Consider the following 25,705-nt stretch of genomic DNA (forward strand, 5'->3'; position numbering starts at 1 on the left):
TCAGCCACGCGGCCCGAGGCGCCGGTGTGCCTCGCTGCAGTAGAAATGCCCCCCCTCGCTGACGCCCTCGCTTTCGGGCACATGCAAGCCGCAGTGGGCGCATCCGGCAATACGTTCCGAAGGCGCCGGCGCGCGCGGCGCCGCCCCGGACTGCGCTCGTCCGGATTCACCATTGACGAGGCGCCGCAGCCACCAGATACCGAGCAATCCCAGCAGGAAGAGAAGGATGTACCGCACGTTGAGGCTTCCGATGCAATTGAAGTCCGGGCGAGTCTACCACCCGCTCACAGGCAGACCAGCCGCGCCACGGCAGCGTCCAGTGTCGCGTCCTGTTTGGCGAAGCACAGCCGCACGATGCCGCGGTCGGCCCGATCGTGCGAGAACACCGAAATCGGGATCGCCGCGACACCCGCCTCGCGGGTAAGCCACTCGGCGAAGGCGACATCCGGCAGATCCGAGATCGCGCGATAGTCGACCAGCTGGAAATACGTGGCGGCGCAGGGCAGCAGGCGCAAGCGGCTCGCCGCCAGCCCGCTGCGCAGGCGGTCGCGCTTGGCTTGATAGAAGGCGGCAAGTTCGCGCCAGGTTTCGGCACGCCCTGCCACGCTTGCGAATGCCGCCTGGGCGGGGCTATTCACGGTGAATACATTGAACTGGTGCACCTTGCGGAATTCGGCCATCAGGGCGGCCGGTGCGAACACGTAGCCGACCTTCCAGCCGGTGACGTGATAGGTCTTGCCAAAGCTCGACACGCCGATCGCGCGCTGCGCCAGCGCAGGGTGGCGCGCAACGCTCTCGTGGCGCCGGCCGTCGAAGACCATGTGCTCGTAAACTTCGTCGGCCAGCACGCAGACGCGGCTGCCGTCGAGCAGTGCGGCAAGCGTCTCCATGTCTTCGCGCGGCCAGGCCGAGCCGGTCGGGTTGTGGGGCGTGTTGACGATGACCAGGCGGGTGCGCGGCGTGAGGGCGGCGCGAAACGCCGCCCAGTCCGGGCGCCACTCGGGCGCAAGCAAGGCCACCGGGCGCACCACCCCACCCTGCAGGCGGACGGCCGGACCATACGAATCGTAGGCCGGCTCGAAGACGATGACTTCGTCGCCCGGCGACACCAGCGCGGCAATCGCGGTAAACAGCGCCTGGGTGGCCCCGGCGGTAACGGTGATTTCGCTTTCGGCGTCGTACGCTGCACCATATTCAAGTTGCAGTTTCGTGGCGATCGCCTCGCGCAGTGCCGGCACACCCGCCATCGGCGGATACTGGTTGGCGCCGGCCGCAATCGCCTCGCCGACCGCGGCGGCGAGCGCCGGATCGGGCTGGAAGTCCGGAAAACCCTGCGACAGGTTGATCGCGCCGCACTGCTGCGCCAGGCGCGACATCACGGTGAAAATGGTCGTGCCTACGTCGGGCAAACGACTGTCAATCGGAACTGGCGTATCCAAGATAGGTGTCCTCCCTGCTGGAAACGACAGTCTATTCCGGCGTAAGCTGACAAAGAGGTTCTCAAGTCCGGGCGCGTGCGTCCGTTGACGAGGGAAGAGCGGCTCTGGCGGGGCAGATTGTCCCGACCGCGTGGAGGGAATGGTGGTGACCGATCTAGTGGCGGACGACGAACTGCTCTTTGCTCCGGAGGCGACGGACGAAACAGCCGAGGAAGCCGGCGCCGTCTGGCGCATCCTGATCGTCGATGACGATCACGACGTACATGCCTCGACCGAGCTGGCGCTCAAGGGCACGCCCATCCTCGGGCGGCCCCTCGAATTCCTGCACACCTACAGCGGCGCCGAGACGGTGCAGTTCCTGCGCCGCGAGCAGGACATCGCGGTGATCCTGCTCGACGTGGTGATGGAGAGTGAAAACGCCGGCCTCAAGCTGGTACACATCATCCGTGAAGAACTCGGCCTGACCGAAACGCGCATCGTGTTGCGCACTGGCCAGCCGGGCTATGCGCCGGAAATCCAGGCGATCCGCGACTACGACATCAACGACTACAAGACCAAGTCCGAGCTGACGCACACGCGGCTCTACACCACGCTCACCGTCGCAGTCCGTTCCTACGACCAGATCCGTGCCATCAACGCCAGTCGACGCGGCCTCGACATGATCGTGCGCGCGAGCGGCGAGTTGATGGAGCTACGCGGCATGCAGGGCTTTGCCGCCGGCGTCATCACCCAGCTTGCCGCGCTGCTGCGTCTGCCGCCGGAGGGGCTGATCTGCGCGCAGGAGAACGGCTCCGGGGAAGATGCGATGCAGGTCGTCGCCGCCGGCGGAAAGTTCAGCGGGCTGATCAACCAGTCGGTCGGTGATATCCCGAACAAGGATGTACGCGATCAGCTCAACCGGGCTCTGACGAGCGGTCGCAACCAGTACGAACACCACTCGACGACGCTGATACTGGCGGGGTCCGGGCGGCGCATTGCGGTTTACCTCGAACGCCATCACCCGATCGAGGAAATCGACCGCCACTTGCTCGAGGTCTTCTGCGCGAATCTGGCGGTGGGCTTCGAGAACACGGCGTTGTTCAGCCGCCTCAACAGCCTGGCCTATGTCGATGCGCTGACCGGGCTACCCAATCGGGAGCGATTCAAGGACGAACTCAACGAACGCATGCGAGGCACCCGCAAGTCTGACGCGGCTGTAGCATTGGTGGACATCGATGCCTTCGCCGAAACCAACGATGCGCTGGGCCACCAGTTCGGCGACAAGTTGCTGAAGTCAGTAGCCCTCCGTCTTCGCAACCGACTTCCCAGTGCCTTCATTTCACGTGTGGCCGGCGACACCTTCGGCGTGCTTGGCGACGCCAACCAGGTGACCCCGCCGGTCGTCGCGAGCCTGTTCGAAGAACCCTTCATCGTAGACGGTCAGGAAATCCAGATCTCCGCGACCCAGGGCTATCTGAACCTGCGCGACCACGAGGGCAGTGGAAGCGACGCGCTGAAGAATGCCAACATCGCGCTCAAGCGCGCCAAGTCGAGCCAGCGGGGCGAGCACATCGTCTTCACGCGCGCCATGGAAATCGAGATGAAGGAGCGGGTGCGACTGGTGCAAGGGCTGCGCACTGCGTTCAACGAAGATCGGCTGTTCCTGATGTACCAGCCTCAGGTACGCATCGACGGCGGCCAGCCGGTTGGTGTCGAGGCCCTGATCCGTTGGCGTGCCGACGACGGCCGCTTCGTTCCGCCGGATCGCTTCATCCCGCTGGCCGAGCACTCCGGGTTGATCGTGAGCATCGGCAGCTGGGTGATGCGGCTGGCTTGCTATGAACAGGTCAAGATCGCCGCCGCGGGCTTTACGAACATGCAGGTCGCGGTCAACGTATCGCTCGCGCAATTCCGCCATCCCCTGTTCATCGAGCAGGTGCGCGAAGCCCTGCGCGACACCGGGGCCGAGCCGGGACGCGTGGAACTGGAAATCACCGAGTCCATGGCAATGGAAGATGCTGACTTCGTCGCCGACAAACTCAACGACCTGGCGCAGATCGGCGTCAAGGTCGCCATCGACGACTTCGGAACCGGTTTCTCCTCGCTCTCGTATCTGCAACGTCTGCGGGTCGATCGCCTGAAGATCGACCGCTCCTTCGTGCAAGAGCTGTGCACCAATCAGCGCGGCCGCCAGGTTGCGGAGATGGTGATCCAGCTCGGCCGCAAGCTAGGCCTTGCCGTCATCGCGGAAGGCGTGGAGGAAGTCGACCAAGCCAACATGCTGCTGGAACTGGGCTGCCAGGAAGCGCAGGGCTACCTGTACGGCAGGCCAATGGAGCCCGCAGCGCTCTACGCCTGGCTTGCGGAACGTCGCAACGCCACCTGACAGCCGCTGTGAGCGTCGCTTGCGGGCACTTCCGCGAGCGGCGATCATCTCCGTTTAACGCACCCCGTTATTGCTTGCGACGACTTCAGAGAGTCATCGAAGAGACCTTGCCGCACTATGCACTTGTTGAACAGCCTCAATGATTTGAGCTTCGACGACACCCTCACCGGGCTCCCCAATCGTTTGCGCTTCCTGCTCGAGGTCGATGACCGATTGCGTGGCAGCCGCAACGCGGACGCAACCGTAGCCATGGTCGACATCGATGCCTTCGCTGAAACGAACGACGCACTGGGTCACGAATTCGGTGACAAGCTGCTAAGGGCTGTGGCGCAGCGTCTGCGCGTTCGTTTGCCTGGGGCGTTCATCGCGCGGGTGGCGGGCGACACCTTCGGTCTGCTGGGCGAAAGTTCGCTGGTCGCACCGCGCGTTGTTGCGTGCCTGTTCGAAGAGCCTTACTGCGTAGAGGGGCAGGAGATCCGGATTTCGGCAACTCATGGCTACGTAAATCTTGGGGAGCACGAAGGCAACGGTGCTGATGCACTCAGGAACGCCAGCTTCGCGCTCATACGCGCCAAGTCCACCCAGCGCGGCAACTACAGCATGTTCACGCGGACGATGGACATCGAGATCATGGAGCGGGTGCGCATGTTGCACGGGCTGCGCTCTGCCCTCAACGAAGACCGTCTCTTTCTGATGTACCAGCCGCAGGTACGCATCGACGGCGGCCAACCGGTCGGGGTCGAGGCCCTGATCCGCTGGCGTGCCGATGACGGCCGCTTCGTTCCGCCGGATCGTTTCATCCCGCTGGCCGAACACGCCGGGCTGATCGTGGATATTGGCAGCTGGGTCTTGCGACAGGCCTGTTATGAACAAGCAAAAATCGCAGCAGCTGGTTTCCCGAACATGCGAATGGCGGTGAACGTCTCCGCTGTCCAGTTCCGCCACCCACGGTTCATCGAGCAGGTGCGGGACGCCCTGCATGAAACCGGGGCTACTGCGGGGCAAATCGAGTTGGAGTTCACCCCGACGATGCCAGTGGAAGCACTCAATTTCGTTGAGAACATACGGAATGAACTCGCGGGAATCGGTGTCAAACTTGCGATCGACGGCTTCGGAACCGGATTTTCGTCGATGTCCGCCTTGCAACGCCTGCGCGTCGATCGCCTGAAGCTCGACCGTTCGCTCTTGCCAGCGCAGAGCACCAACCCAAACAACGGTCATCAGATTGTCGAAATGATGATCCAGTTGGGACACAAGTTGGGCGTCGCCGCACTTGCCGTGGGGGTCGAAGAGACCGAACAGGCCAACATGCTGCTGCAACTGGGCTGCCAGGAAGCACAGGGCTACCTGTACGGCAGGCCAATGGAACCCGCAGCGCTCTACGCCTGGCTTGCGGAACGTCGCAACGCCACCTGACAGCCGCTGCGAGCGTCGCTTGCGGGCACTCCCGCGAGCGGCGATCATCGCGGCATGAATCTCGCCCCACTTGTTCCGCACGATGACCACATCGAGGTCATCGACCAGACCCGCCTGCCGTTCGTCCTCGCGACGCTGGCCCTGCGAACACTCGAAGACTGCGCGCAGGGCATCGAAACCATGCAGGTGCGCGGCGCGCCGCTGATCGGCGCCACGGCAGCCTTCGGCGTCGCGCTGGCGATGGCCGGCGACGCCGGCGATGCCGCACTCGAAGCCGCGCTCGCCCGCCTTGCGCGCACCCGCCCGACCGCGGTCAATCTGCACTGGGCATTGGCCCGCATGGCGAGCCGCCTGCGCCCGCTTGCGGCCAGCACCCGTGCGGCCGCCGCGTGGGCCGAAGCCCGGGCCATCCACGACGAGGACATCGCCGCGAATCACGCCCTGGGGGAGCACGGCGCGCGCCTGATCGCCGAACGCGCGGCCACGCTCGGACGCCCGCTGCGCGTCATGACCCATTGCAACGCAGGTGCGCTCGCCACCTGTGGCTGGGGCACCGCGCTGGCCCCGGTTTACGTAGCGCATGCCGCCGGGATTGCCGTCGAGGTATGGGTCAGCGAGACCCGCCCGCGCAACCAGGGCCTGCTCACCGCCTGGGAGCTGGGCCGCGCCGGCGTTCCGCACGCGCTGATTGCCGACAATGCCGCGGGTCACCTGATGCGGCAAGGCGAGGTCGATCTCGTGATCACCGGTGCCGACCGCATCGCCGCCAACGGCGACACAGCGAACAAGGTCGGCACCTACCTCAAGGCGCTCGCGGCGCGCGAACACCAGGTGCCGTTCTACATCGCCGCACCGACCAGCACCATCGACGCCACCTGCCCGGACGGCGCCGCGATCCCGATCGAAGCGCGCAGCGCTGCCGAGGTGCAGGTCGTACACGGCGTGGATGGCGCCGGCAAACCCGCGCAGGTCACTATCTTCGCCGGTCGCTGCGCCAACCCGGCGTTTGACGTGACGCCCGCAGCGCTGATCAGCGGCATCTTCACCGAGCGCGGGCTGTACCCGTCAACGCACATCACCGAGGCGCTCGCATGACAGCCCTATCGCTACCGCATCAGCTGCTCGCCTGCGCCCGCCACATCGCAGCGCTCGGCCTGAATCCCGGCGCGGCCGGCAACCTGAGCGTGCGCGAGGCCGACGGCATGCTGATCACGCCATCCGGCCTGCCCTGGGAGGAACTGGGCACCGACGACTTCGTCCACGTCGACTGGGCGGGCCAAAGTCAGGGGCCGCGCGCGCCTTCGTCGGAATGGCAACTGCACCGCGACCTCTACCTCGCACGCTCCGAGTTCGGCGCGGTAATCCACACCCACGCCCCCTTCTGCACCGCGCTGGCCTGCCTGCACCGCGAGATTCCGTCCTTCCACTACATGGTCGCCCGCTTCGGTGGCAGCACCGTACGCTGCGCGCGCTACGCAACCTACGGCACGCCAGCCTTGTCGCTCGCCACCGCCGAGGCGATGGCCGATCGCAACGGATGCCTGCTTGGCAATCACGGCATGGTCGTCGCGGGGCGCGACCTGCGCCACGCGCAAGCGCTTGCGATCGAACTGGAAAGCCTGGCCGAACAGTACTGGCGTGCCTGCCAGCTCGGGACACCGATACTGCTGCCCGAGGACGAGATCGCCCGCGTGCTGGAAAAATTCAAGGGATACGGGGTGCGCTGACATGCGCCCCCTGGCTTTCGCGGTGCTGGTGGCGACCGCGCAACTGGCATCCCCGGCCCACGCCGAGGTGCTGGATATCGTCGCGCCCGCCTTCTGGTGCCCTTTCGCCTGCCAGGCAGGGGATGCGCGCGAGGGCTTCACGATCGAAATCCTGCGAGCGATCTTCGAACCTGCAGGGCACAAGGTCGTGTTGCACAACGAAAACTATGCACGCGCGCTGGCGGATGTGCGAAGCGGTCAGTTCCTGGCAACGCCCTCGACCCTGCATGATGAAGCGCCGGACTTCGTCTTCCCCGAGGAACCGGTTTCGCGCAACCGCTACTGCTTCTTTACCCGGCCGAACGACGCCTGGCTGTATTCCGGAGCAGGCACGCTCAAAGGCCGCACAGTGGGCGTCGTGCAGGGCTACTCCTACGGCGAAGCCATCGACCATGCGATGGAGAAACACGCCGCGCGCTTCGAGGTCGTCGCCGGAGACGACCTCACCTTGCGCCTCGCCCGCATGATGCAAGCCGAACGCATCGATGCCTTCGTCGAAGAAGAGAATCTCGTCGCCTGGCTGCGCTTCAAGGAAGTCGTGCCGCCACTGCGTGCGGCAGGCTGCGAGGCCCCGCTGTACGGCTATGTGGCCTTTTCGCCCACCAACCCGCGATCCAAGACCTATGCTGCCCAGTTCTCACGCGGCATACGGCAATTGCGTGCCGACGGTCGGCTCGCGCGCATCCTTGCGCGATACGGACTGCGAGACTGGCGTTAGGGTTTGCGAGTCCGCGCACGCCGCCAGAGCAGGTAAGGCGTCGTCACGACGAGAGAGCAGAGCATGTAGGCGGTCACCACCAGCGCCGCGTTCGGCCCTGGCATCGACGCCGCAAACAGCGCGGCGAGGCCGACATGCCGGGTCGCACAGGTAATCGCCAGCGCAGTGCGTTCGTCGGGGTCCGGCCCCCCGAGCAGATGGCCAGCAGCGAGCGCGACCAGGAGCAGGCTGCCGAGTGCCGCGAACGCACGCAGCGGGATCTGAGCGAGCGCGCCACCGAAGATCGCAATGAGGATCACGCCCAGCCCCATCAGCAACGTGCCGAAGACGGCGAGGATGCGATTCGCCCAGCGCTCGCACGGCACGGGCCAGAGGCCGCGCAGCAGCATGCCGACGAACAAGGGCAGCAGGAGCGTGCGGCCGACCGCGCCCGCGATCAGTGCGGGCGACACCGAACGGTCGAGTTGAAAGTGCTCGCCGAGCCACATCACCCAAGCCGGCACAACGGCCACCGCCAGCACGGAAGAAGTGACCACCATGCTGAACAGGTAGGGGGAGTTGCCGAGCGGGCCGAGCTTGCGCGGCAACATCGGAGCGCCCGCCGAGACTGCCAGCACCAGCAGCGCCGCGCGCGCCAGCGGGCCGAGCGGCACGAACTCGTCGATCAACACGGCAGCCAGCGGCACGGCCGCGTACATCGCGAGCAAGGTGCGCATCAGCAGGCGCGGACGCTGCCACAGATACAGCGCGGAGCGGGCCGGCAGGGCGGCGCCGAGCGCGCAGATCATCCCCGCCACCGCGAGCTTGATCAGACCGAAGAAGAGCGCCAGCACCTTGCACCTTCCAGGCGGTCAGGCCGACGGCTGCCGGCGTTGCATCAGATCTGCCCTCGTACCGCGCCAGGCACGCCGCCACCGAGCTTGTCGAGCGACACTTCGCCCTTGCGGTCGAAGGGCAGCCGGCCATAGTCACGGGTCACTACATCGCCATACACCCGGTAACCCAGCGGGCGCCCGCCTTCAAGCATCTTCGGCGCGTGGCGCAGCAGGTCGACAATCGAACCGCTCACGTCCACCGACATCGTCGTTTCACCGAGCTTCGGCAGCACCACCGCCTGGTTGCTGAGCCCGCGCGCCAGATCGTGACCATCGACTTCGAAGCGGAACGAGAGGCCGTCGATGGCGATTTCGCGGTTGTTCGGATTGGCGACCCGCAGGGTGAGCCGCAGGCGCTGTTCGAGCAGGCTGCCGCCGGGCAGGATCTGCAGTTCGGTCACGCTCACCTCGGGCTTCTCCAGCCCCAGCGCCATCATCGCGCAGCCCGACAGCAGCGCAACCCACAGCAGGATCAGCCAGCGACTTGGCACACGCATCGCGATCACTCCCGCCCCGACATTTTCTCGAGCAAGCGCAGCAGCGAGATCGAATCGTCCTCGCCCATGCCGCTGCCGACGAGGCCGTTGAGCATCTGTGCGGTCGCCGCGCTGTTGGGCAGCGACACACCCATCTTGTGCGCCTCGTCGAGCACGATGCGCAGATCCTTCTGGTGCATCCATGCCTTGAAGCCTGGCTTGAAGTTGCGGTCGAGCATGCGTTGGCCGTGGTTTTCGAGGATGCGGCTGTTGGCGAAGCCACCCATCATCGCTTCGCGCACCCGCGCCGGGTCGACGCCGGAAGCGCGCGCGAAGTGCAGCGCCTCGGCCACGATCGCCACGCCGGCCCCGGTGAGGATCTGGTTGCAGGCCTTGGCCACCTGCCCCGCCCCGCTCTCGCCGATCCAGGTCACCGTCTTGCCCATGCATTCGAGCACCGGGCGCACCCGCTCGCAGGCGGCCTGGTAGCCGCCGACCATGATCGTCAGGCTGCCGGCGATCGCGCCGACTTCGCCGCCCGAGACCGGTGCATCCAGCATCGTCACGCCACGCTCGGCCATGCGCGCAGCGATTGCCCGCGCAGCCGAAGGCGCAATCGTGCTCATGTCGATGAACACCAGATCCGAGCGGCCGGCAGCCTCGGCGCCTTCCGCCACGCCCTGCGGGCCGAGTGCCACCTGCTCAACGTCCGGCGCGTCGGCCACCATGCTGATCACCACGTCGCAGTCGCGCGCCAGCGCCGCGGCCGAGTCCGCTGCCGTTGCGCCGGCCGTCAGCAGCGGCTGCATCGACTCCGCACGCCGCGTCCACACCGCCACAGCATGCCCGCCCTTGAGCAGGTTCAGCGCCATCGGGCGCCCCATGATGCCGAGACCGACAAAACCGACTTTCATGATTCCTCCGTAGAATGCGCGCTCGGGCAGCGCAACCGGTGCGGTGCCCGATAGATCCGAGACACGGAACGAAAGACCCGCTCCATGCAATACGCCCCGATCATCAAGGAAATCGGCCGAGGCGCCAAGGGCGCAAGGCCAATGAGCGAAGCACAGGCCGAAAGCCTTTTTGGCGACATCCTCGACCAGCGCGTGCCGGATCTCGAATTGGGTGCCATTCTGCTTTCAATGCGGATCAAGGGTGAGGCCGCCGACGAAGTGGCCGGCTTCAAGCGCGCGATGGATGCGCGCACGGCGCAGGTCGCAGTCCCGGCCGGCCCGCGCTGCGTGGTGCTGCCGACTTATAACGGCGCGCGCAAGCAGGCCAACCTGATGCCGCTGGTGGCGATGCTGCTGGCGCAGGAAGGGGTGCCGGTACTGATCCAAGGCCGTCATGATTTCGAGAGTCGGGTCAGCCCCTTCGAGTTGCTCGCCGCCCTTGGAATCACGCCCGCGGCATCCCCTGAAGACGCCGCTGCGCAACTGGCCGAGTACAGGCTGGCCTGCATCGCGTTGGTCGATCTCTGCCCGGGTCTCGATGCGTTGCTTGCGCTGCGACGCCGCGTCGGCCTGCGCAACAGCGGCCACACCCTCGCCAAGCTGCTCGACCCCTGCGTCGGGCGCAGCGTGCGGGTAATCGCGGTGACGCACCCGGAATACCTCGACCGCATGGCTGAGCAACTCGACCGCGAACATGCCTGCGCGCTGCTGATGCGCGCCACCGAGGGCGAGGCCTACGCGCACCCCCGCCGCCGACCACGCTTGCTCGGCTACGTCGATGGCGCCGCGCGGGTGCTGTTCGAGCAGGAAGAAAGCGACCCCAGCCGCGAACCTGCAGAGGGCTGCAGCGTTGCCGACAATGCGGCGCAGATCCGGGCGATGCTTGCCGGCACGGTGCCGGTGCCCCAACCGATCCGCGACCAGGTCAGCGCGCTGGCGCAACTCGCTCGCGCCTGATCAAGCGGGCGCGCGTTCCGGCAGTCCCCACGCCCGCCCTTCCCGGCCAGGTCGCCCGGAATGGCGGGCATCGAAGCACTACACAGTGAAGCGGCCGACCGATCCAGACAGGCGGCTCATTGCGCCGGCAGCCTCGTCGGCCAACCCGGCGACACGGTTGGCATGGGCGGCGTTGCGGTCCGCCGCTGCCGCGATATCACTGATCAAGGTGTCAAGCCGCCGCGTCGCTGCCTGCTCGTCGTTCAAGGTCTGCTGGATGCCGGTCATGCCGCTTTCGACCTCGGCCGCCACGCGCGGGATGTCATCCACCGCTGCGCCGGCCTGTTCGGCGCGCGCCACGCTGGATTGCACCTCGGCGACACTCTGATCGATCGCGCCAACGGCCGAGTCGATGGTGGTGCGGATACGCCCGACCGTGCCGACTATCAGCTCGGTCGAGTGCGCAGTACGCTCGGCCAGCTTGCGCACTTCGTCGGCCACCACCGCGAAGCCGCGCCCCTGTTCCCCGGCGCGCGCGGCTTCGATCGCGGCATTGAGCGCCAGCAGATTGGTCTGATCTGCAATCGCCTTGATTTCGCCCACCAGCGTCGCGATCTGCTCCGCCTCGCCGGACAGGGACGACACGACTTGCGCGGTCTGCCGCACAGAGTCGGCAATGGCATGCACGTCGGAGGCCACCTGGCGCACCTGCAGCGCCCCGTTGCGTGCGCACTCACCCGACATGCGCGCCGCGTTCAACGCCTGACCTGCGCTCGCGGCCACCGTTTCGATGCTCTCGCGCACTGCAGCAAAGTCGCCGGTGGCTTGCGCGACCAGCGCCTGTTGGCCGCCCGCCTCCCCCCGCACCGCACTGCCTACCGCCTGCAGCGCCTGCACGGCGGACACCGTTTCCTCGGCGGCGCGCAGCGCATCGCGGACAACACCCTGTTGCACCGATAGCAAGTGATCGAAAGCCGCTATCGCATCGCCGATCTCATCGCCTGCAGCACCGTCAATGCGCCGCGACAGGTCACCGGATGCCGCAATGGCAGACGCCTCGGTGGCGACCCTGCGAAGCGGCGGGCCGATCCGCCGATAAACAAATGCGGTCAGTGCGATCAGCACCAAGGCGGCAAGCGCACCTACCGCGCCGTTGCGCCAGACCCCTTGCCTGACGGCGTTCTCGGCGTTTCCGCGCTCCGCATCGGCCGCCGCGGAAATCAGGCCGGTCAGCTTTTCCAGGCCGGCTTCCAGCGCTTCGAAGTCCTGATTGAACGCGGCCATCTCGGGCGACTGGGGCGAGGGATTCGCCACCAGTGCTTCGGCCACTTTAAGGTAGCGCTCGACCGTCGGTGCCGCCGCGTTCGCCGCGGCAGCGGCCGCTTCGGGCAGTTCCTTGCGATTGCGTTCGAAGTTTTCGCGCAGGCGCTGGGCGTGCTCGGCAAAGTCCTTCTGGATCGCCGCCTTGTCATCGCCGCCGCCCCCACTCGCGCCCAGCAAAGCGCGCAACACGTCGCCGCGAATGGCGTCATGCATCATGTCCACGTCGGTCTGACGCAAGACCTGCTGCTGCGTGCGCAGGATCGCGTCGATGCCGTTCGCCATTTGCCGCGATCCAAGCTGCGCGAATGCCGCGTTGAGCAGAACCGCAGCGATACCTGCCGCTGCAAGCCCCAGAAGCAATACCTGTATCGACAGTCTTCGCTTGGTCATCGCACCCTCCGCTCGCAACGCAATCGCTACAACGACACCGATGGCGATATCTTGAGACGGGGATCGCGCCCTATCGCGGTGCCTCACTTCGGAACGCCCCCACCGCCACAAATCCCGCCCCATAGCGGCGCAAACAGGCTTCAATCTGGTGCCGAACCTGTCGATCGACGCGTACTGGAGGCGCCACCACACAGCGCGGCCGTATGCGCAGGGCCATGGCACAGCCATTGCTAACCCGTCCCCGGAGACGAGGAAAACATGGCGGAAACGAAATCAACCTGCTGCTATTGCGGCGTCGGCTGCGGCGTGATCATCGAACACGATGCAGGCGTCATTACGGGCGTGCGCGGCGACCCCAGCCATCCGGCAAACTTCGGCCGCCTGTGCACCAAAGGCTCGACCCTGCACCTGACGGCCGCGCCGAACACCCGTGCGGCGCGCGCGCTATACCCGGAATTGCGCACAGCACGCACCGAGAAGCGCAGCCGCGCAAGCTGGGACGAGGCACTCGACCATGCCACCGCGCGCTTTGCCGCGATCATCCGCGAGCATGGCCCTGACGCCGTGGCCTTCTATATTTCGGGCCAGTTGCTGACCGAGGACTACTACGTCTTCAACAAGCTGGCCAAGGGCCTGATCGGCACCAACAACGTCGATACCAACTCGCGCCTGTGCATGAGCAGCGCGGTGGCAGGCTACAAGCAGACGCTTGGCGCCGACGCGCCGCCCGCCTGCTACGAAGACATCGACCACACCGACTGCCTTTTCATCAGCGGCAGCAACACCGCGTTCGCGCACCCGATCGTGTTCCGCCGCATCGAAGATGCGCGCAAGGCCAACCCGGCTATGAAGCTGATCGTGGTCGATCCGCGCCGCACCGACACCGCCGAGGCGGCCGACCTGCACCTGGCGATCCTGCCCGGCACCGACATCGCGCTCTACAACGCAATGCTGCATGTGATGCTGTGGGAAGGCTGGGTGGACGAGGCCTACATCGCCGCGCACACCGAGGGCTTCGATGCGCTGCGCAAGGTCGTCCGCGCCTACACGCCGCAAATGGCGGCCGGCATCTGCGGCGTACCCGCCGCCGACATCGAGCGCGCCGCGCAATGGTTTGCCACCTCGAAAGCCACCCTGTCGATGTACTGCCAGGGCCTCAACCAGTCTTCGCACGGCACCCACAACAATGCCGCGCTGATCAACCTCCACCTCGCCTCTGGGCACTTGGGCCGGCCCGGCGCCGGCCCCTTTTCATTGACTGGCCAGCCCAACGCAATGGGCGGGCGCGAAGTGGGTGGCCTTGCCAACCTGCTCTCTGCCCACCGCGATCTGGCCAACCCGCAGCACCGTGCGGAAGTCGCCACCCTGTGGGGCGTGCCGGATGTGCCGGCCGCGCCGGGCAAAAGCGCGGTCGAACTGTTCCACGCACTCGAATCCGGCGAGATCAAGGCGGTCTGGATCGCCTGCACCAACCCCGCGCAGTCGATGCCCGACGCCGCGCAGATCGCCCGCGCGCTGGCCAAGGCCGAATTCGTCGTGGTGCAGGAAGCCTACGCCACCACCGAAACCGCCGCCTATGCCGACCTGCTGCTGCCGGCCAGCACCTGGGGCGAGAAGGGTGGCACCGTCACCAATTCCGAGCGCCGCATCTCGCGCGTGCGCCCCGCCGTCGCTGCGCCGGGCGAGGCGCGCCACGACTGGGAGATCACGGTCGATTTCGCGCGGCGCCTCGGCCATGCGCTGGGCAACTCGCGCACCGATGCGCTGTTCCCGTATGCCGATGAAGAGGCCATCTGGAACGAGCACCGCGAAAGCACGCGCGACCGCGACCTCGACATCACTGGCCTGTCGTACGCCACGCTGGAAGCCGAAGGCCCGCAACAGTGGCCCTTCCGGAGCGGGGCGAGCGGCGGCAAGACCCGCTTGTACGAAGACGGCCTCTTCCCCACCGAAACGGGCCGCGCGAAGTTCGTCGCCACCGAACACCTGCCGGTCGCCGAGCCGGTATCGGCCAAATACCCGATCGCGCTGACCACCGGACGCCTGCGCGACCAGTGGCACGGCATGAGTCGCACCGGCACCCTGGCGCGACTGTTTGCGCATGAAGCCGAACCCCTGCTGCACATGAACCGGGCCGATCTGGATCGCCGCTCGCTCGCTGAAGGCGACCTGGTAAGGGTAAGCAGCCGCCGCGGCGCGGTCACCGTGAAGGTCGCCGCGAGCGATTCGGTGCGGCCCGGCCAGGCCTTCCTGCCGATGCACTGGGGCAGCAATTCGATGGGTGGCCACGGCATTAATGCGCTGACCGTGCCCGCCTTCGATCCCTGGTCGAAACAGCCAGAGCTCAAACACACCGCGGTGCAAGTCGAGAAGTTTGCCGAGGGGCGCGAGATCGTCGCACTTCGCCGCGTCGAGCCCGGCGCCGACGACAGCGCGATGGTGGTCATGGCGCGGGTACGCGAAGCACTGCACAGCAGCCTGCCGGACGCCAGCTATTCCAGCCTCACGCTGGCCGGGCGCGATGCACCGGTCGTGGTGCTCAAGGCCCGCGCGCCAGCAACCGGCGACGCAGCGATTGCAGCGCTCGACCGTGCCGTGGCGCTCGACGATGCACACGCGCTCAGCTACCGCGACGCACGTCGCGATATCGCCAAGCGAGCGCTGATCGACGGCGACACGCTCAGCGCGGTACGCCTGGTCGGCGAAACCAAAGCGGCCGGCTGGCTGCAAGACATGATGGCGCAAGGCACCCCTGCCGGAGAGGCGCGCAAATGGCTGCTCGCCCCGCTGACGCAGCCCCCTGCCGGGCAACAGCAACAGCGCGGCAAGGTGGTCTGCAACTGTTTCGACGTGGCCGAACGCGACATCGTTGCCGCCTTCGCATCCGGTGAAACGCTTGAGTCGCTGCAAGCCCGCACCCGGTGCGGCACCAACTGCGGTTCCTGCGTTCCCGAACTCAAACGGCTCTGCACCGGGGGACAACCCACATGAGCCACCGCGGCGTCGTACGGCAACCCCGAACGGCGCTGCGTTCCGGAGCGCGCGCCGGCAACCCCTGCGAGACGCTCCGACAACAACAAGACCTTTCACCAAGCACTCGATACCCCAGGAGGACCGTGTGATGGATGTTGCTACCGCGCTCACCAAAATCGGGCGCGGCCCCGCCTTGTGCGAAGACCTCGCGCAAGACGAAGCCCACGATCTGTTCAATCGCATGCTCTCCGGCAGCGTCTCGCAGGTGCGCCTCGGTGCGCTGCTGATGGCCCTGCGCTGGAAGGGCGAGACGATCGACGAGATGCTCGGATTCGCCACGGCGCTCGCCGAGCACACGCTCGAACTCGAAGCACCGCACGGTTCGCGCCGCGTCGCGATCATCCCGAGCTACGCCAGCCGCCACAGCCAGCCCAACCTGATGCCCGCACTCGCCTTGCGCCTGGCACAGACCGGCGTGCCGGTACTGGTACACGGCTCGCTCGGCGAAGGGCGGGTGCCGCCCAGCTTCAGCGTGTTCGAACACCTTGGCCGCCCGACAGCAAAGTCACTCGGCGACGCGATGGAAACCCTCGCGGTGCACAACCTTGCGGTAGTCCCGACCCACCTGCTTGCGCCGGATCTTGACCGTCTGCTTAACCTGCGCGACGAACTCGGCGCCCGCCATGTCGGCCACCTGATCGCAAAACTCATCGACCCGATGCCGACGCAAAGCCTGCGCCTGATCTGCGCAAGCCAGCCGGAAGCGGTGGCCGCGCTGCACGACTTGCTGATCGACCAGCGTGCAGAAGCCATGCTGATGCATGCGCCCGACGGTGAATCGGTGGCCAGCGCAGACCGCCGCCCGCGCATTGCCTGGCTGCGCAACGGCGAGGCCAACGTGCTGTACGACGAAGAGGTCTCAGGCTGGTCGCCGGCGCCGATCCGCTGCGACCCGAACGATCCGGCGATGGTCGCGCAGGTGATCCGCGACATGATGGAGGGCCGCCGTGCGACGCCGACGCCGCTGTCGAACCAGCTGGCCGCCTGCCTGTTCGCGACCGGCCACGCGCGCGACCTGATGCATGCCCGTGCGATGGTCGCGGTCGGCGTCGGCATGACCTGAGGCACGGCACAAAAGCAGGCACACACTGCAGCGCGAATCTCCGAATCTGACAAATCCGCGATTGGCCGCAAGGCGTCGTACAATCGAGGGCTTGTCAATCGATGTCGCCGACCGCCCTTCACCATGATCAACCGCTTCTCGCAACGCCAGCGCTTTTCTGCGATTGCCCTGTTCTGTTTTGCCCTGATCGGGGTCGGCCTGATCCTGCAAGTCCTCAAACACGTGCAGCCTTGCCCGATGTGCATCATGCAGCGTTACGCCTTCGTAGCCGCGGGCGCGCTGGCAGTGCTCGGCGCGCTGCACAACCCGCTTGGCCGCGGCGGGCAGATCTATGCGGCACTGATCAGCCTGACCGCGCTGACGGGCGCCGGCATCGGCGCACGCCAGAGCTGGCTGCAGTGGTTCCCGCCGCAGTTTGTCGAATGCGGGCCTGACCTTGAGTTCATGATGAACAGCTTCCCGATCGCGCAGGCTTTGCCGATGATCTTCCAGGGTAGCGGCGACTGCGCGAAAGTGGACTGGACCTTTCTCGGTCTCTCGATTGCCAACCTCGCGGTAATCGGTTTCACCGTGGTGCTCGGCATCGCGCTGTCGGTGGTGCTGCAGCGTCGCGAACGCAAACGCTTCGCGCGCTGAGCCGACCACGCCGGGCTCGGTTCCGGCGCGAATGTTTAACCCGAATCCTGATGCAGCGCCGTTCAAGTGGGTGTCACCACTCACAGGAGCTGCATCATGTCCCGCCCTCATCCCTTAGCCACCCACGCCGCCCTGCTCGCGCTCGTAGTGCTCGCGAACGGCTGCGCACAGGCAGCCCTGGTCGAACTCGAAGTCGTCGACCGCAGCAGCAATACCGCGCTCGACACTTACGTCCACCGCGGCACGCGTTTTGTCGCTGGCACGCCGGGTCAGCGGTATGCGCTGCGCCTGAACAACCGAAGCGGTGGCCGCGTGCTGGTAGTGCTATCCGTCGATGGCGTGAATGTCGTCAGCGGTGAAACCGCCGCCTGGGGTCAGACCGGCTATGTGCTGCCGCCCTGGGGCAGCGCCGAGATCGCGGGCTGGCGCAAGAACATGTCGGAGACGGCGGCGTTCTACTTCGCCGCCTTGCCGGAATCCTACGCCGCGCGCACCGGCCGCCCCGACAACGTCGGCGTGATCGGCGCCGCGGTCTTTCGCGAGCGCTACATTCCGCCGCCAGCCCCGCTCGCGGCCGCTCCCGCTGCCCGCAGCGCGGAAGCCGCCGCGGGCACGAGCGCCGACCGCGCGATGGCGAAAAAATCCGAACAACTCGGGACAGGGCACGGCGAACGCGAGTACGCCCCAACCGAGTACACCGAGTTCGTGCGCGCGAGCAGCCGACCGGACGAGGTCGTGCAGATCCGCTATGACAGCTACCCGAACCTGCTCGCCAGCGGCGTGATCGCACGCCCGCGACCCATGCCGCTAGAGCCGCAAGCCTTTCCCGGCTTCGTGCCGGATCCACGCTATTGAGGCCCGGCACGCGGCCATCCACGAAACACGCCCACATCGCACCACATCGGCGCATCGGCGCACCGCAGCGATGCGCCGATTTGTCGGTGCGCGTGTTCCCGGTAGCACGCATCCCTTTCACCACGGCGAGCCGGCAGCAGGCATACGGATTGCTAAGGAAATTGCGACCGGAACATCCGCTGCATGCCGGGCGCCACCGAAGGCCGCCGCTGCAGTTTCGCGATGATCCACCGCAGGGCCACGACGGCCTTCCGGGTGGCAAGCGCGGCCAACGACGGCCGCCGCACGGATCAGCGTAGATCCCCACGAACGCAAACACTTTTCTGCATGGCCGCTGGCCGTGCGCGTTTCGTCGAGGGATGCAACATGCGCAAACTCAAACTGGTGATGGTGGGCAACGGCATGGCCGGCTGCCGCACGCTCGAAGAGCTGATCAAGCTCGCACCGGACATGTACGACATCACCGTGTTCGGGGCCGAGCCGCACCCGAACTACAACCGCATCCTGCTCTCGCCGGTGCTCGCCGGCGAGATGACCGTGCAGGACATCATCCTCAACGACTGGGACTGGTACCGCGACAACGGCATCACCCTGCATGCCGGCAAGACCGTCGCCACCATCGACCGCATCAACCGCAAGGTGATCGCGGACGACGGCACCGAGGCCGAGTACGACCGCCTGCTGCTCGCAACCGGCTCGACGCCTTTCATCCTGCCGGTGCCGGGCAAGGATCTGCCGGGCGTGATCGCGTATCGCGACATCAAGGACACCGACGAGATGATCGACGCCGCGGCGAAGCACAAGCACGCGGTGGTGATCGGCGCCGGCCTGCTCGGCCTGGAGGCGGCCAACGGCCTCGCGCTGCGCGGCATGGACGTGACCGTGGTGCACATCGGCGAATGGATCATGGAACGCCAGATGGACCCGACCTCGGCGCGCATGCTGCAGAAGGCGCTGGAGGCGAAGAACATGCAGTTCCGCCTTGCCGCCAGCACGGCCGAGCTGATCGCCGGGGAGTCGGGCCGTGTCGCGGCGGTGAAGTTCAAGGATGGCGAGACGATCCCGGCCGATCTGGTCGTGATGGCCGCCGGCATCCGCCCGAATACCGCGCTGGCCGAGAAGGCGGGCCTGCACTGCAACCGCGGCATCGTCGTCAACGACACGCTGCAGACCTACGACCCACGCATCTACGCGGTGGGCGAATGCGCGAACCACCGTGGCACCGCCTACGGCCTCGTCGCACCGCTGTTCGAGCAGGCGAAGGTATGCGCGAACCACCTCGCGATGTTCGGCATCGGCCGCTACCAGGGCTCGGTGACCTCCACCAAGCTGAAGGTCACCGGCATCGACCTGTTCTCGGCTGGCGATTTCATGGGCGGCGAAGGCACCGAGGACATCGTGCTGCACGACCCCGGCATGGGCATCTACAAGAAGGTGGTGATCAAGGAGAACAGGATTGTCGGCGCGGTGATGTACGGCGACACGGCCGACGGCGCCTGGTACTTCCAGCTGATGAAGGATGCGCAGGATGTGCATGACATCCGCGACCACCTGCTGTTCGGCAAATCGCATCTGGGTGACGTGGGCCACAAGGGCGCCAACAGCGCCGCGAGCCTGCCGGACACGGCGGAGGTATGCGGCTGCAACGGCGTGTGCAAGGGCACCATCGTCAAGGCGATCAAGACGCAAGGCCTCTTCACGCTGGACGAAGTGCGCAAGCACACCAAGGCATCGAGCTCCTGCGGCTCCTGCACCGGCCTGGTCGAGCAGATCCTGGCCTCCACCGTGGGTGGCGCCTACACGCCGGCCGACTCGAACAACAAGGCGGTCTGCGGCTGTACCGATCTGTCCCACGGCGAAGTGCGCAAGGCGATCCGCGACAACAAGCTGCTGACGATTCCGCAGGCGATGCACTTCATGGAGTGGAAAACGCCGAACGGCTGCGCAAGCTGCCGTCCGGCACTCAACTACTACCTGATCTCGACCTGGCCGCACGAGGCGCAGGACGACCCGCAGAGCCGCTTCATCAACGAACGCGCTCACGCCAACATCCAGAAGGACGGCACCTACTCGGTCGTGCCGCGCATGCTGGGCGGCATCACCACGCCGGACGAACTGCGCGCGATCGCCGACGCCGCCGACAAGTACAAGGTGCCCACGGTGAAGGTCACTGGCGGCCAGCGTATCGACCTGCTCGGCGTGAAGAAGGAAGACCTGCCGCTGATGTGGGCGGACTTCGCCAAGGCCGGCATGGTCTCCGGCCACGCCTACGGCAAGTCGATCCGCACGGTGAAGACCTGTGTCGGCGCCGAGCACTGCCGCTTTGGCACGCAGCTCTCGATGAGCATGGGCGTCAAGCTGGAGAAGATGCTGTTCGGTATGTGGAGCCCGCACAAGGTGAAGCTCGCTGTCTCCGGCTGCCCGCGCAACTGCGCCGAAGCCGGCATCAAGGACGTGGGCGTGATCGGTGTGGATTCCGGCTACGAGCTCTACGTCGCCGGCAACGGCGGCATCAAGACCGAGGTGGCCGAGTTCTTCGCCAAGGTGAAGACCGACGAGGAGGTGATGGAGTACTCCGGCGCCTTCCTGCAGCTCTACCGCGAAGAGGGCTACTACCTCGAGCGCACGGTGCACTACGTGCAGCGCGTGGGGCTGGATTACGTCAAGAGCAAGGTCGTCGAAGACGCCGCCAACCGCCGCGCGCTGCATGAGCGCCTGCTGTTTGCCCTGCAGGGTTACAAGGACCCGTGGCAGGAACGTACCGAGGGTGCGCTCAAGCGGCCCTACATCCCGATTGCCGTCGTCGCGTAAGGAGAGCCGCCATGAGCGAATGGGAAGACTGGTTTGAAGGTGACGACGCAGCCGACTAGGCCTGCGCCCGTCCCCACCCGAATGCACCGCGCCGCGCGCCCCACGGGCCGTGGCGCCAGAGAGGATCTTCATTCATGAGTACAGCCGTCATGGACACAGCAATCGACTGGAAGCGTGTGTGCACGCTCGACGAAATCCCGGTGCTCGGCTCGCGTGTGGTGCGCGGCACCAAGCACGGCGACATCGCGATCTTCCGCACCTCGGACGACGAAGTCTTCGCGCTGCACGACAAGTGCCCGCACAAGGGCGGCCCGCTGTCGCAGGGCATCGTGCATGGCAAGACGGTCACCTGCCCGCTGCACAGCTGGAAGATCGGGCTCGACAGTGGCGAAGCGGTGGCGCCCGATGTGGGCTGCACCCGCCCCTTCGCCGCCAAACTCGAAGACGGCGTGGTCTGGCTCAACGCCTGATCGAAAGCGGAGACACGGCACATGGATCGCACGCGTCGCCACTTGATCATCGCCGCGGCCAGCCTCGCGCCGGCCGCCCTCCTGTCGAACGCGATGGCCGCCCCCCCGAAGGACAGCGGCCTCTCGATGCTCGAAGCCATCAACCAGGCTGGGCGCCAGCGCATGCTGTCGCAGCGCATGGCCAAGTGCTACGCACAGCAACTGCTCGGCGTGAAGGTGGATCAAGCGCAGCAGTTGCTCGCAGCGTCGGCCACCCGCTTCGATGAGCAACTCGCGAACCTGCGCCGCCTCACCGCAGCCAAGGATCGCGCCGAGGCGGCCGCCACCTACGAACAGCTCGCCGCGCTTTGGGGCAGCTACCGCGTAGCCGTCACCGCCGCACCGAACGCCGCAGGCCTCGCCACCGTCGCCAAGCTCAACGAGCAGGTGCTCGCCACCGCGCATGAGGGCACGCAGCAGCTTGAAAAGCTGCAGGCGACACCGATCGGCACGCTGGTGAACCTCTCCGGCCGGCAGCGGATGCTCTCGCAGCGCATGGCGAAGTTCTATTTCTTCGAACGCGCCGGCCTCAATGCGCCCGAGACCAACGCCGCCCTGAAGAAGTCGCGTGCCGATTTCATCGCCGCTTTTGCGCAATTGAAGGCCGCACCGCAGAACAGCGCCGAGGTGCGCAACTGGCTCGCGCTTGCGGACACGCAGTGGCAGTTCTTCGACGAGGCGATTTCGCAAGCCGGCAACTCACGCGAACACGACCAGAACGTCGCGACCACCTCCGAGAACATTCTGGACGCGATGGACAAACTCACCGCGCTCTACACCCAACTGGGCTGAAACGATGAACAAGACCGCATTCCTCAAGGCCGGCCACACGCCCACGCTGCTCGCCGCCTTCCTGTACTTTGACCTCGCCTTCATGGTGTGGGTGCTGCTCGGCCCGCTCGGTGTGCAGATCGCCAAGGACCTCGCGCTCACGCCTGCGCAGAAAGGTCTGATGGTCGCCACACCGCTCCTGACCGGCGCCTTCCTGCGCATCGTGATGGGCGTGCTGGTGGACCAGCTCAAGCCCAAGATGGCCGGCGCGATCGGTCAGGTTGTCGTGATGGGCGCACTGTTCTTCGCATGGCAGCACGGCATCACGAGCTACCACGAAGTGCTGATCCTCGCCGGCTTCCTCGGTGTGGCCGGTGCCTCCTTCGCCGTCGCGCTGCCGCTGGCCTCGCGCTGGTATCCGCCGGAGCACCAGGGCACCGCGTTAGGCATTGCTGGCGCCGGCAACTCCGGCACCGTGCTGGCCGCGCTTTTCGCGCCCAGCCTCGCGATGGCCTACGGTTGGACCAACGTGTTCGGGCTGGTGCTGATCCCGCTGTCTATCGTGTTCCTGTTCTACCTCGCGGTGGCGAAGGACGCGCCGAACTGCCCGCCGCCGAAACCGCTGGCGGACTACCTCGCCGTGCTAAAGGATCGTGACGCCTGGTGGTTCATGTTCTTCTACTCGGTCACCTTCGGCGGTTTCTCCGGCCTTGCTTCATCGCTGACGATCTACTTCAACGCACAGTACGGGCTGGACCCGAAGATGGCGGGCTTCTTCACCGCAGGCTGCGTATTCGCGGGCTCGCTGGTGCGCCCGATCGGCGGCAACGTGGCGGACCGCATCGGCGGCATCAAGAGCCTCACGGTGATGTACGCGCTCGCGGCGCTGTTCCTCACCATCGTCAGCTTCGGCATGCCGACGGTCTGGAGTGCTGCAGCGGTGTTCGTCGGTGCAATGCTGGCGCTGGGCATGGGCAACGGCGCAGTGTTCCAGCTGGTGCCGCAGCGTTTCCGCAAGGAGATCGGCGTGATGACCGGCCTCGTCGGCATGGCCGGCGGTGTCGGCGGCTTCTACCTTGCCTCCAGCCTCGGCTACGCCAAGCAGATCACTGGCTCCTATCAGATGGGTTTCCTGATCTTCGCCGGCCTCGCGCTGCTCGCCCTGGCCGGCCTTACCGGCGTGAAGACCCGCTGGCGTACCACCTGGGGTGCGGCGCACCTCACCGCAGCGCGGATCTGAGCGCAGGGGTCATGCCCGAAACTGCCCCGGCCCTAACAGGGCCGGTTTTTGGGGGTGCTACGATCGTGGCACCCCATTTTTCATCTGTGGAGCAGCCGTGAGCCTGTCTGTCCGCCTGGGTCATGCTTCGCTCACCGGCCCGCGTGCCCGCAACGAGGACTTTGTCGGCGCGGTCACGCCGGAAGGCGCCGAGCTCGATAACAAGGGCCTGCTCGCCGCACTGGCGGACGGCGTCGGCGGCCATGCGGACGGGCGGGAAGCCGCGGAATTCACCGTGCGCAGCCTGCTCTGCGACTACTACGCGACACCCGATACCTGGGCGGTACCCAAGGCGCTCGACAAGGTGATCGGCGCCGCCAACCGCTGGCTGGTATCGCAGTCCGCCAAGCGTGGCGAGGCCGCCGGCATGGCCACCACACTCACGGCCGTGGTCCTGCGCGGCCGCCGCTGGATCAGCTCGCATGTGGGCGATACCCGGCTATACCTGCTGCGCGACGGCGCGCTGAAGCGGCTGACGGTCGACCATGTGTGGGAACACCCGGAGCTCTCCACCGTGCTGTCGCGCGCGGTGGGGCTCGATCGGCACCTGGCGGTGGACTACGCCGAAGGCGAACTCGCAGTGGGCGACCGCTTCCTGATCTGTTGCGACGGCGTGTGGGGCACGCTCAACGAGGCCCGCCTGCTGGCAATTCTGGAGAAATACGACGACCCGCAGGAGGCCGCCTTCGCGCTCGCTGACAGTGCGGTCGACAGTGGCAGCCAGGACAATTGCAGTGCGTTGGTACTGCAGGTGGATGTGCTGCCGCGCGACACACTGCGCGATGCGCTGTCGCGTATCCGCGCCTTGCCGCTACCCCCGGTGATGAAACCGGGTCAGCAGATCGACGGCCTGACGGTGGAAGACGTGCTGCACGAATCGCGCATCACGATGCTCTACCGCGTGCGCGCCGTCGACGGCACGCTCGCGGTGCTGAAGACGCTGAGGCCGGATGCCGACGCACAGGACACCGCCGCGCTGGCGCATGAGGAATGGCTCGCACGGCGCGTGACCGACGCCGCCTTCCCGCAGGTGCTCGAGTGGCCGCAACGCAGCCACCTGTACTACCTGATGAGCTGGCACGAGGGCGAAACGCTCGCGCAACGGCTGGCGCGCGGGCACCGCTTCACGGCGGTGGAAGTCGCCGATCTCGGCCAGCGCTTGATGAAGGCGCTCGGCGCGCTGCACCGGCTGGCGGTCATCCATCGCGATGTGAAGCCGGCCAACCTGCACCTGGGTCACGACGGCCGCCTGCGGCTGCTGGACCTGGGCGTTGCAGCATCCGATGGGCACGACGAACTGTTCAACGAGATCAACAATCCCGGCACGCCCTCCTACATGGCGCCGGAGCTGTTCGGCGACGGCCGAGCGAGCGAGGCCACCGACCTCTACGCCGCCGGCGTGACCCTGTACGAATTGTTGACGCGCAAGTACCCCTACGGAGAAGTCGAACCCTTCCAGCGCCCCCGATTCGGCGACCCGGTCCCCGCCACGCGCTACCGGCCGGACACCCCGGAATGGCTCGAATCGATCCTGCTCAAGGCCTGCGCGCGCGACCCGGCGCAGCGCTTCGAAACCGCCGAGGAATGCCTGCTCGCGCTCGAACGCGGCGCCCACCGCCCGCTGCAGGTACCGCGCCGCCGCCCGCTTGCACAACGCGATCCGCAACTCGCACTCAAACTGCTGGCAGCGGTATCGCTGCTCGCCAACGTGGTGATGATCGCCTTGTTGCTACGCCGCTGAACAGTCGCCGTCCCCGCTACACTGGCGCGTCTCCACGCCCCTGCAAATGTGGAAAGGCCGTCGCCGACCCAAACACGTCGCGCCAAAGCAGCACAGGGGCTCCGCGCTGCTTCGCCCAAGCCGCTCCGGTGGATCGCCTTGAACTTGTACGGAGTACGCTGCGCCCGATTCCTGTCGCTCAGCATGCTGGTGCTTGGCCTCGCTCAAGGTGGGTTCGGCGGACGCTTACGCTCCTCCGGTTGCGTAGCTCGTTCCCAAAAGCAAAAACCCCCGCCAACATATGAAGGCGGGGGTTCTGGCATGGGGTAGTCTGACGCTGACCTACTTTCTCACGGGAGACCGCAATATCA

21 protein-coding genes are annotated in these 25,705 nt (G+C 66.4%); 15 read left to right on the plus strand and 6 right to left on the minus strand.

The genetic code is table 11. The annotated features are described in order from the left end of the window. Positions 1-237, minus strand: coding sequence for a PP0621 family protein (locus GGR36_RS20210; RefSeq protein WP_183637800.1), 237 nt, complete (start codon positions 235-237; stop codon positions 1-3). 47 nt (positions 238-284) lie between these two features. Continuing rightward, complete coding sequence (locus GGR36_RS20215; RefSeq protein WP_338086731.1) at positions 285-1,442, minus strand: methionine aminotransferase; 1,158 nt, start codon at positions 1,440-1,442, stop codon at positions 285-287. 136 nt (positions 1,443-1,578) lie between these two features. On the opposite strand from GGR36_RS20215, the gene GGR36_RS20220 reads away from it, so the two are divergent. From GGR36_RS20220 to GGR36_RS20240, 5 genes are all read left to right on the plus strand, one after another. Further along, positions 1,579-3,804 carry a GGDEF/EAL domain-containing response regulator gene (locus tag GGR36_RS20220; RefSeq protein WP_183637805.1) on the plus strand — a complete coding sequence of 742 codons (2,226 nt, stop codon included), beginning with the start codon at positions 1,579-1,581 and terminating at the stop codon, positions 3,802-3,804. Between the two features lie 126 nt (positions 3,805-3,930). Then, positions 3,931-5,220, plus strand: a complete 1,290-nt coding sequence (locus GGR36_RS20225; RefSeq protein ID WP_183637806.1) for a putative bifunctional diguanylate cyclase/phosphodiesterase — start codon at positions 3,931-3,933, stop codon at positions 5,218-5,220. A gap of 54 nt (positions 5,221-5,274) precedes the next feature. After that, entirely contained in the window at positions 5,275-6,315 is a 1,041-nt protein-coding gene (gene mtnA, locus GGR36_RS20230; RefSeq protein WP_183637808.1) for an S-methyl-5-thioribose-1-phosphate isomerase, read from the plus strand. Beyond that, entirely contained in the window at positions 6,312-6,947 is a 636-nt protein-coding gene (locus GGR36_RS20235; RefSeq protein WP_183637809.1) for a class II aldolase/adducin family protein, read from the plus strand. Before mtnA ends, GGR36_RS20235 begins: the two co-directional genes overlap by 4 nt. A gap of 1 nt (position 6,948) precedes the next feature. Further along, positions 6,949-7,704, plus strand: coding sequence for a substrate-binding periplasmic protein (locus GGR36_RS20240; protein ID WP_183637811.1), 756 nt, complete (start codon positions 6,949-6,951; stop codon positions 7,702-7,704). On the opposite strand, the gene GGR36_RS20245 is transcribed toward GGR36_RS20240, so the two are convergent. The 3 genes from GGR36_RS20245 to GGR36_RS20255 are packed head-to-tail and all read right to left on the minus strand — an operon-like array spanning position 7,701 to position 9,969. After that, on the minus strand, positions 7,701-8,537 hold the full coding sequence (locus GGR36_RS20245; protein WP_183637813.1) for a hypothetical protein: 837 nt from the start codon (positions 8,535-8,537) through the stop codon (positions 7,701-7,703). The genes GGR36_RS20240 and GGR36_RS20245 overlap by 4 nt on opposite strands. Before the next feature lie 44 nt (positions 8,538-8,581). After that, positions 8,582-9,076 carry an LEA/WHy family protein gene (locus tag GGR36_RS20250; protein WP_183637815.1) on the minus strand — a complete coding sequence of 165 codons (495 nt, stop codon included), beginning with the start codon at positions 9,074-9,076 and terminating at the stop codon, positions 8,582-8,584. 5 nt (positions 9,077-9,081) lie between these two features. After that, positions 9,082-9,969, minus strand: a complete 888-nt coding sequence (locus GGR36_RS20255; RefSeq protein ID WP_183637817.1) for an NAD(P)-dependent oxidoreductase — start codon at positions 9,967-9,969, stop codon at positions 9,082-9,084. 84 nt (positions 9,970-10,053) lie between these two features. Here GGR36_RS20255 and ybiB (GGR36_RS20260) point away from each other — a divergent pair, with 84 nt between their 5' ends. Continuing rightward, complete coding sequence (gene ybiB / locus GGR36_RS20260; protein WP_183637821.1) at positions 10,054-10,965, plus strand: DNA-binding protein YbiB; 912 nt, start codon at positions 10,054-10,056, stop codon at positions 10,963-10,965. Positions 10,966-11,043: 78 nt separating this feature from the next. Here the strand turns inward: ybiB (GGR36_RS20260) and GGR36_RS20265 are convergent, their stop codons facing one another. Continuing rightward, positions 11,044-12,657, minus strand: a complete 1,614-nt coding sequence (locus GGR36_RS20265; RefSeq protein WP_183637824.1) for a methyl-accepting chemotaxis protein — start codon at positions 12,655-12,657, stop codon at positions 11,044-11,046. Between the two features lie 258 nt (positions 12,658-12,915). On the opposite strand from GGR36_RS20265, the gene GGR36_RS20270 reads away from it, so the two are divergent. The 9 genes from GGR36_RS20270 (at position 12,916) to GGR36_RS20310 (ending at position 25,355) form a co-directional block, all read left to right on the plus strand. Further along, positions 12,916-15,648, plus strand: a complete 2,733-nt coding sequence (locus tag GGR36_RS20270) for a nitrate reductase (protein WP_183637827.1) — start codon at positions 12,916-12,918, stop codon at positions 15,646-15,648. A 130-nt stretch (positions 15,649-15,778) separates the two neighbouring features. After that, positions 15,779-16,753 carry a DNA-binding protein YbiB gene (gene ybiB / locus GGR36_RS20275; protein WP_183637830.1) on the plus strand — a complete coding sequence of 325 codons (975 nt, stop codon included), beginning with the start codon at positions 15,779-15,781 and terminating at the stop codon, positions 16,751-16,753. 123 nt (positions 16,754-16,876) lie between these two features. Then, a complete protein-coding gene (locus GGR36_RS20280; protein ID WP_183637833.1) occupies positions 16,877-17,389 on the plus strand; it encodes a disulfide bond formation protein B in 513 nt (170 codons plus the stop codon). A 96-nt stretch (positions 17,390-17,485) separates the two neighbouring features. Further along, the gene (locus GGR36_RS20285) at positions 17,486-18,244 is read left to right on the plus strand and encodes a hypothetical protein (protein WP_183637836.1); all 759 of its coding nucleotides are present in this window, start codon (positions 17,486-17,488) and stop codon (positions 18,242-18,244) included. Between the two features lie 366 nt (positions 18,245-18,610). Next, entirely contained in the window at positions 18,611-21,055 is a 2,445-nt protein-coding gene (gene nirB, locus GGR36_RS20290) for a nitrite reductase large subunit NirB (RefSeq protein ID WP_183637839.1), read from the plus strand. A gap of 134 nt (positions 21,056-21,189) precedes the next feature. Beyond that, the gene (gene nirD, locus GGR36_RS20295) at positions 21,190-21,525 is read left to right on the plus strand and encodes a nitrite reductase small subunit NirD (protein ID WP_172197008.1); all 336 of its coding nucleotides are present in this window, start codon (positions 21,190-21,192) and stop codon (positions 21,523-21,525) included. Positions 21,526-21,546: 21 nt separating this feature from the next. Beyond that, positions 21,547-22,356 (plus strand): type IV pili methyl-accepting chemotaxis transducer N-terminal domain-containing protein, encoded by an 810-nt coding sequence (locus GGR36_RS20300; protein WP_183637842.1) that lies wholly within the window; start codon positions 21,547-21,549, stop codon positions 22,354-22,356. A gap of 4 nt (positions 22,357-22,360) precedes the next feature. Then, positions 22,361-23,575, plus strand: coding sequence for a nitrate/nitrite transporter (locus GGR36_RS20305; RefSeq protein ID WP_183637846.1), 1,215 nt, complete (start codon positions 22,361-22,363; stop codon positions 23,573-23,575). A 97-nt stretch (positions 23,576-23,672) separates the two neighbouring features. Beyond that, positions 23,673-25,355 (plus strand): protein kinase domain-containing protein, encoded by a 1,683-nt coding sequence (locus GGR36_RS20310; protein WP_183637849.1) that lies wholly within the window; start codon positions 23,673-23,675, stop codon positions 25,353-25,355. Positions 25,356-25,705: the final 350 nt, after the last annotated feature.

It is taken from the genome of Niveibacterium umoris, from assembly GCF_014197015.1.
GTDB lineage: Bacteria > Pseudomonadota > Gammaproteobacteria > Burkholderiales > Rhodocyclaceae > Niveibacterium > Niveibacterium umoris.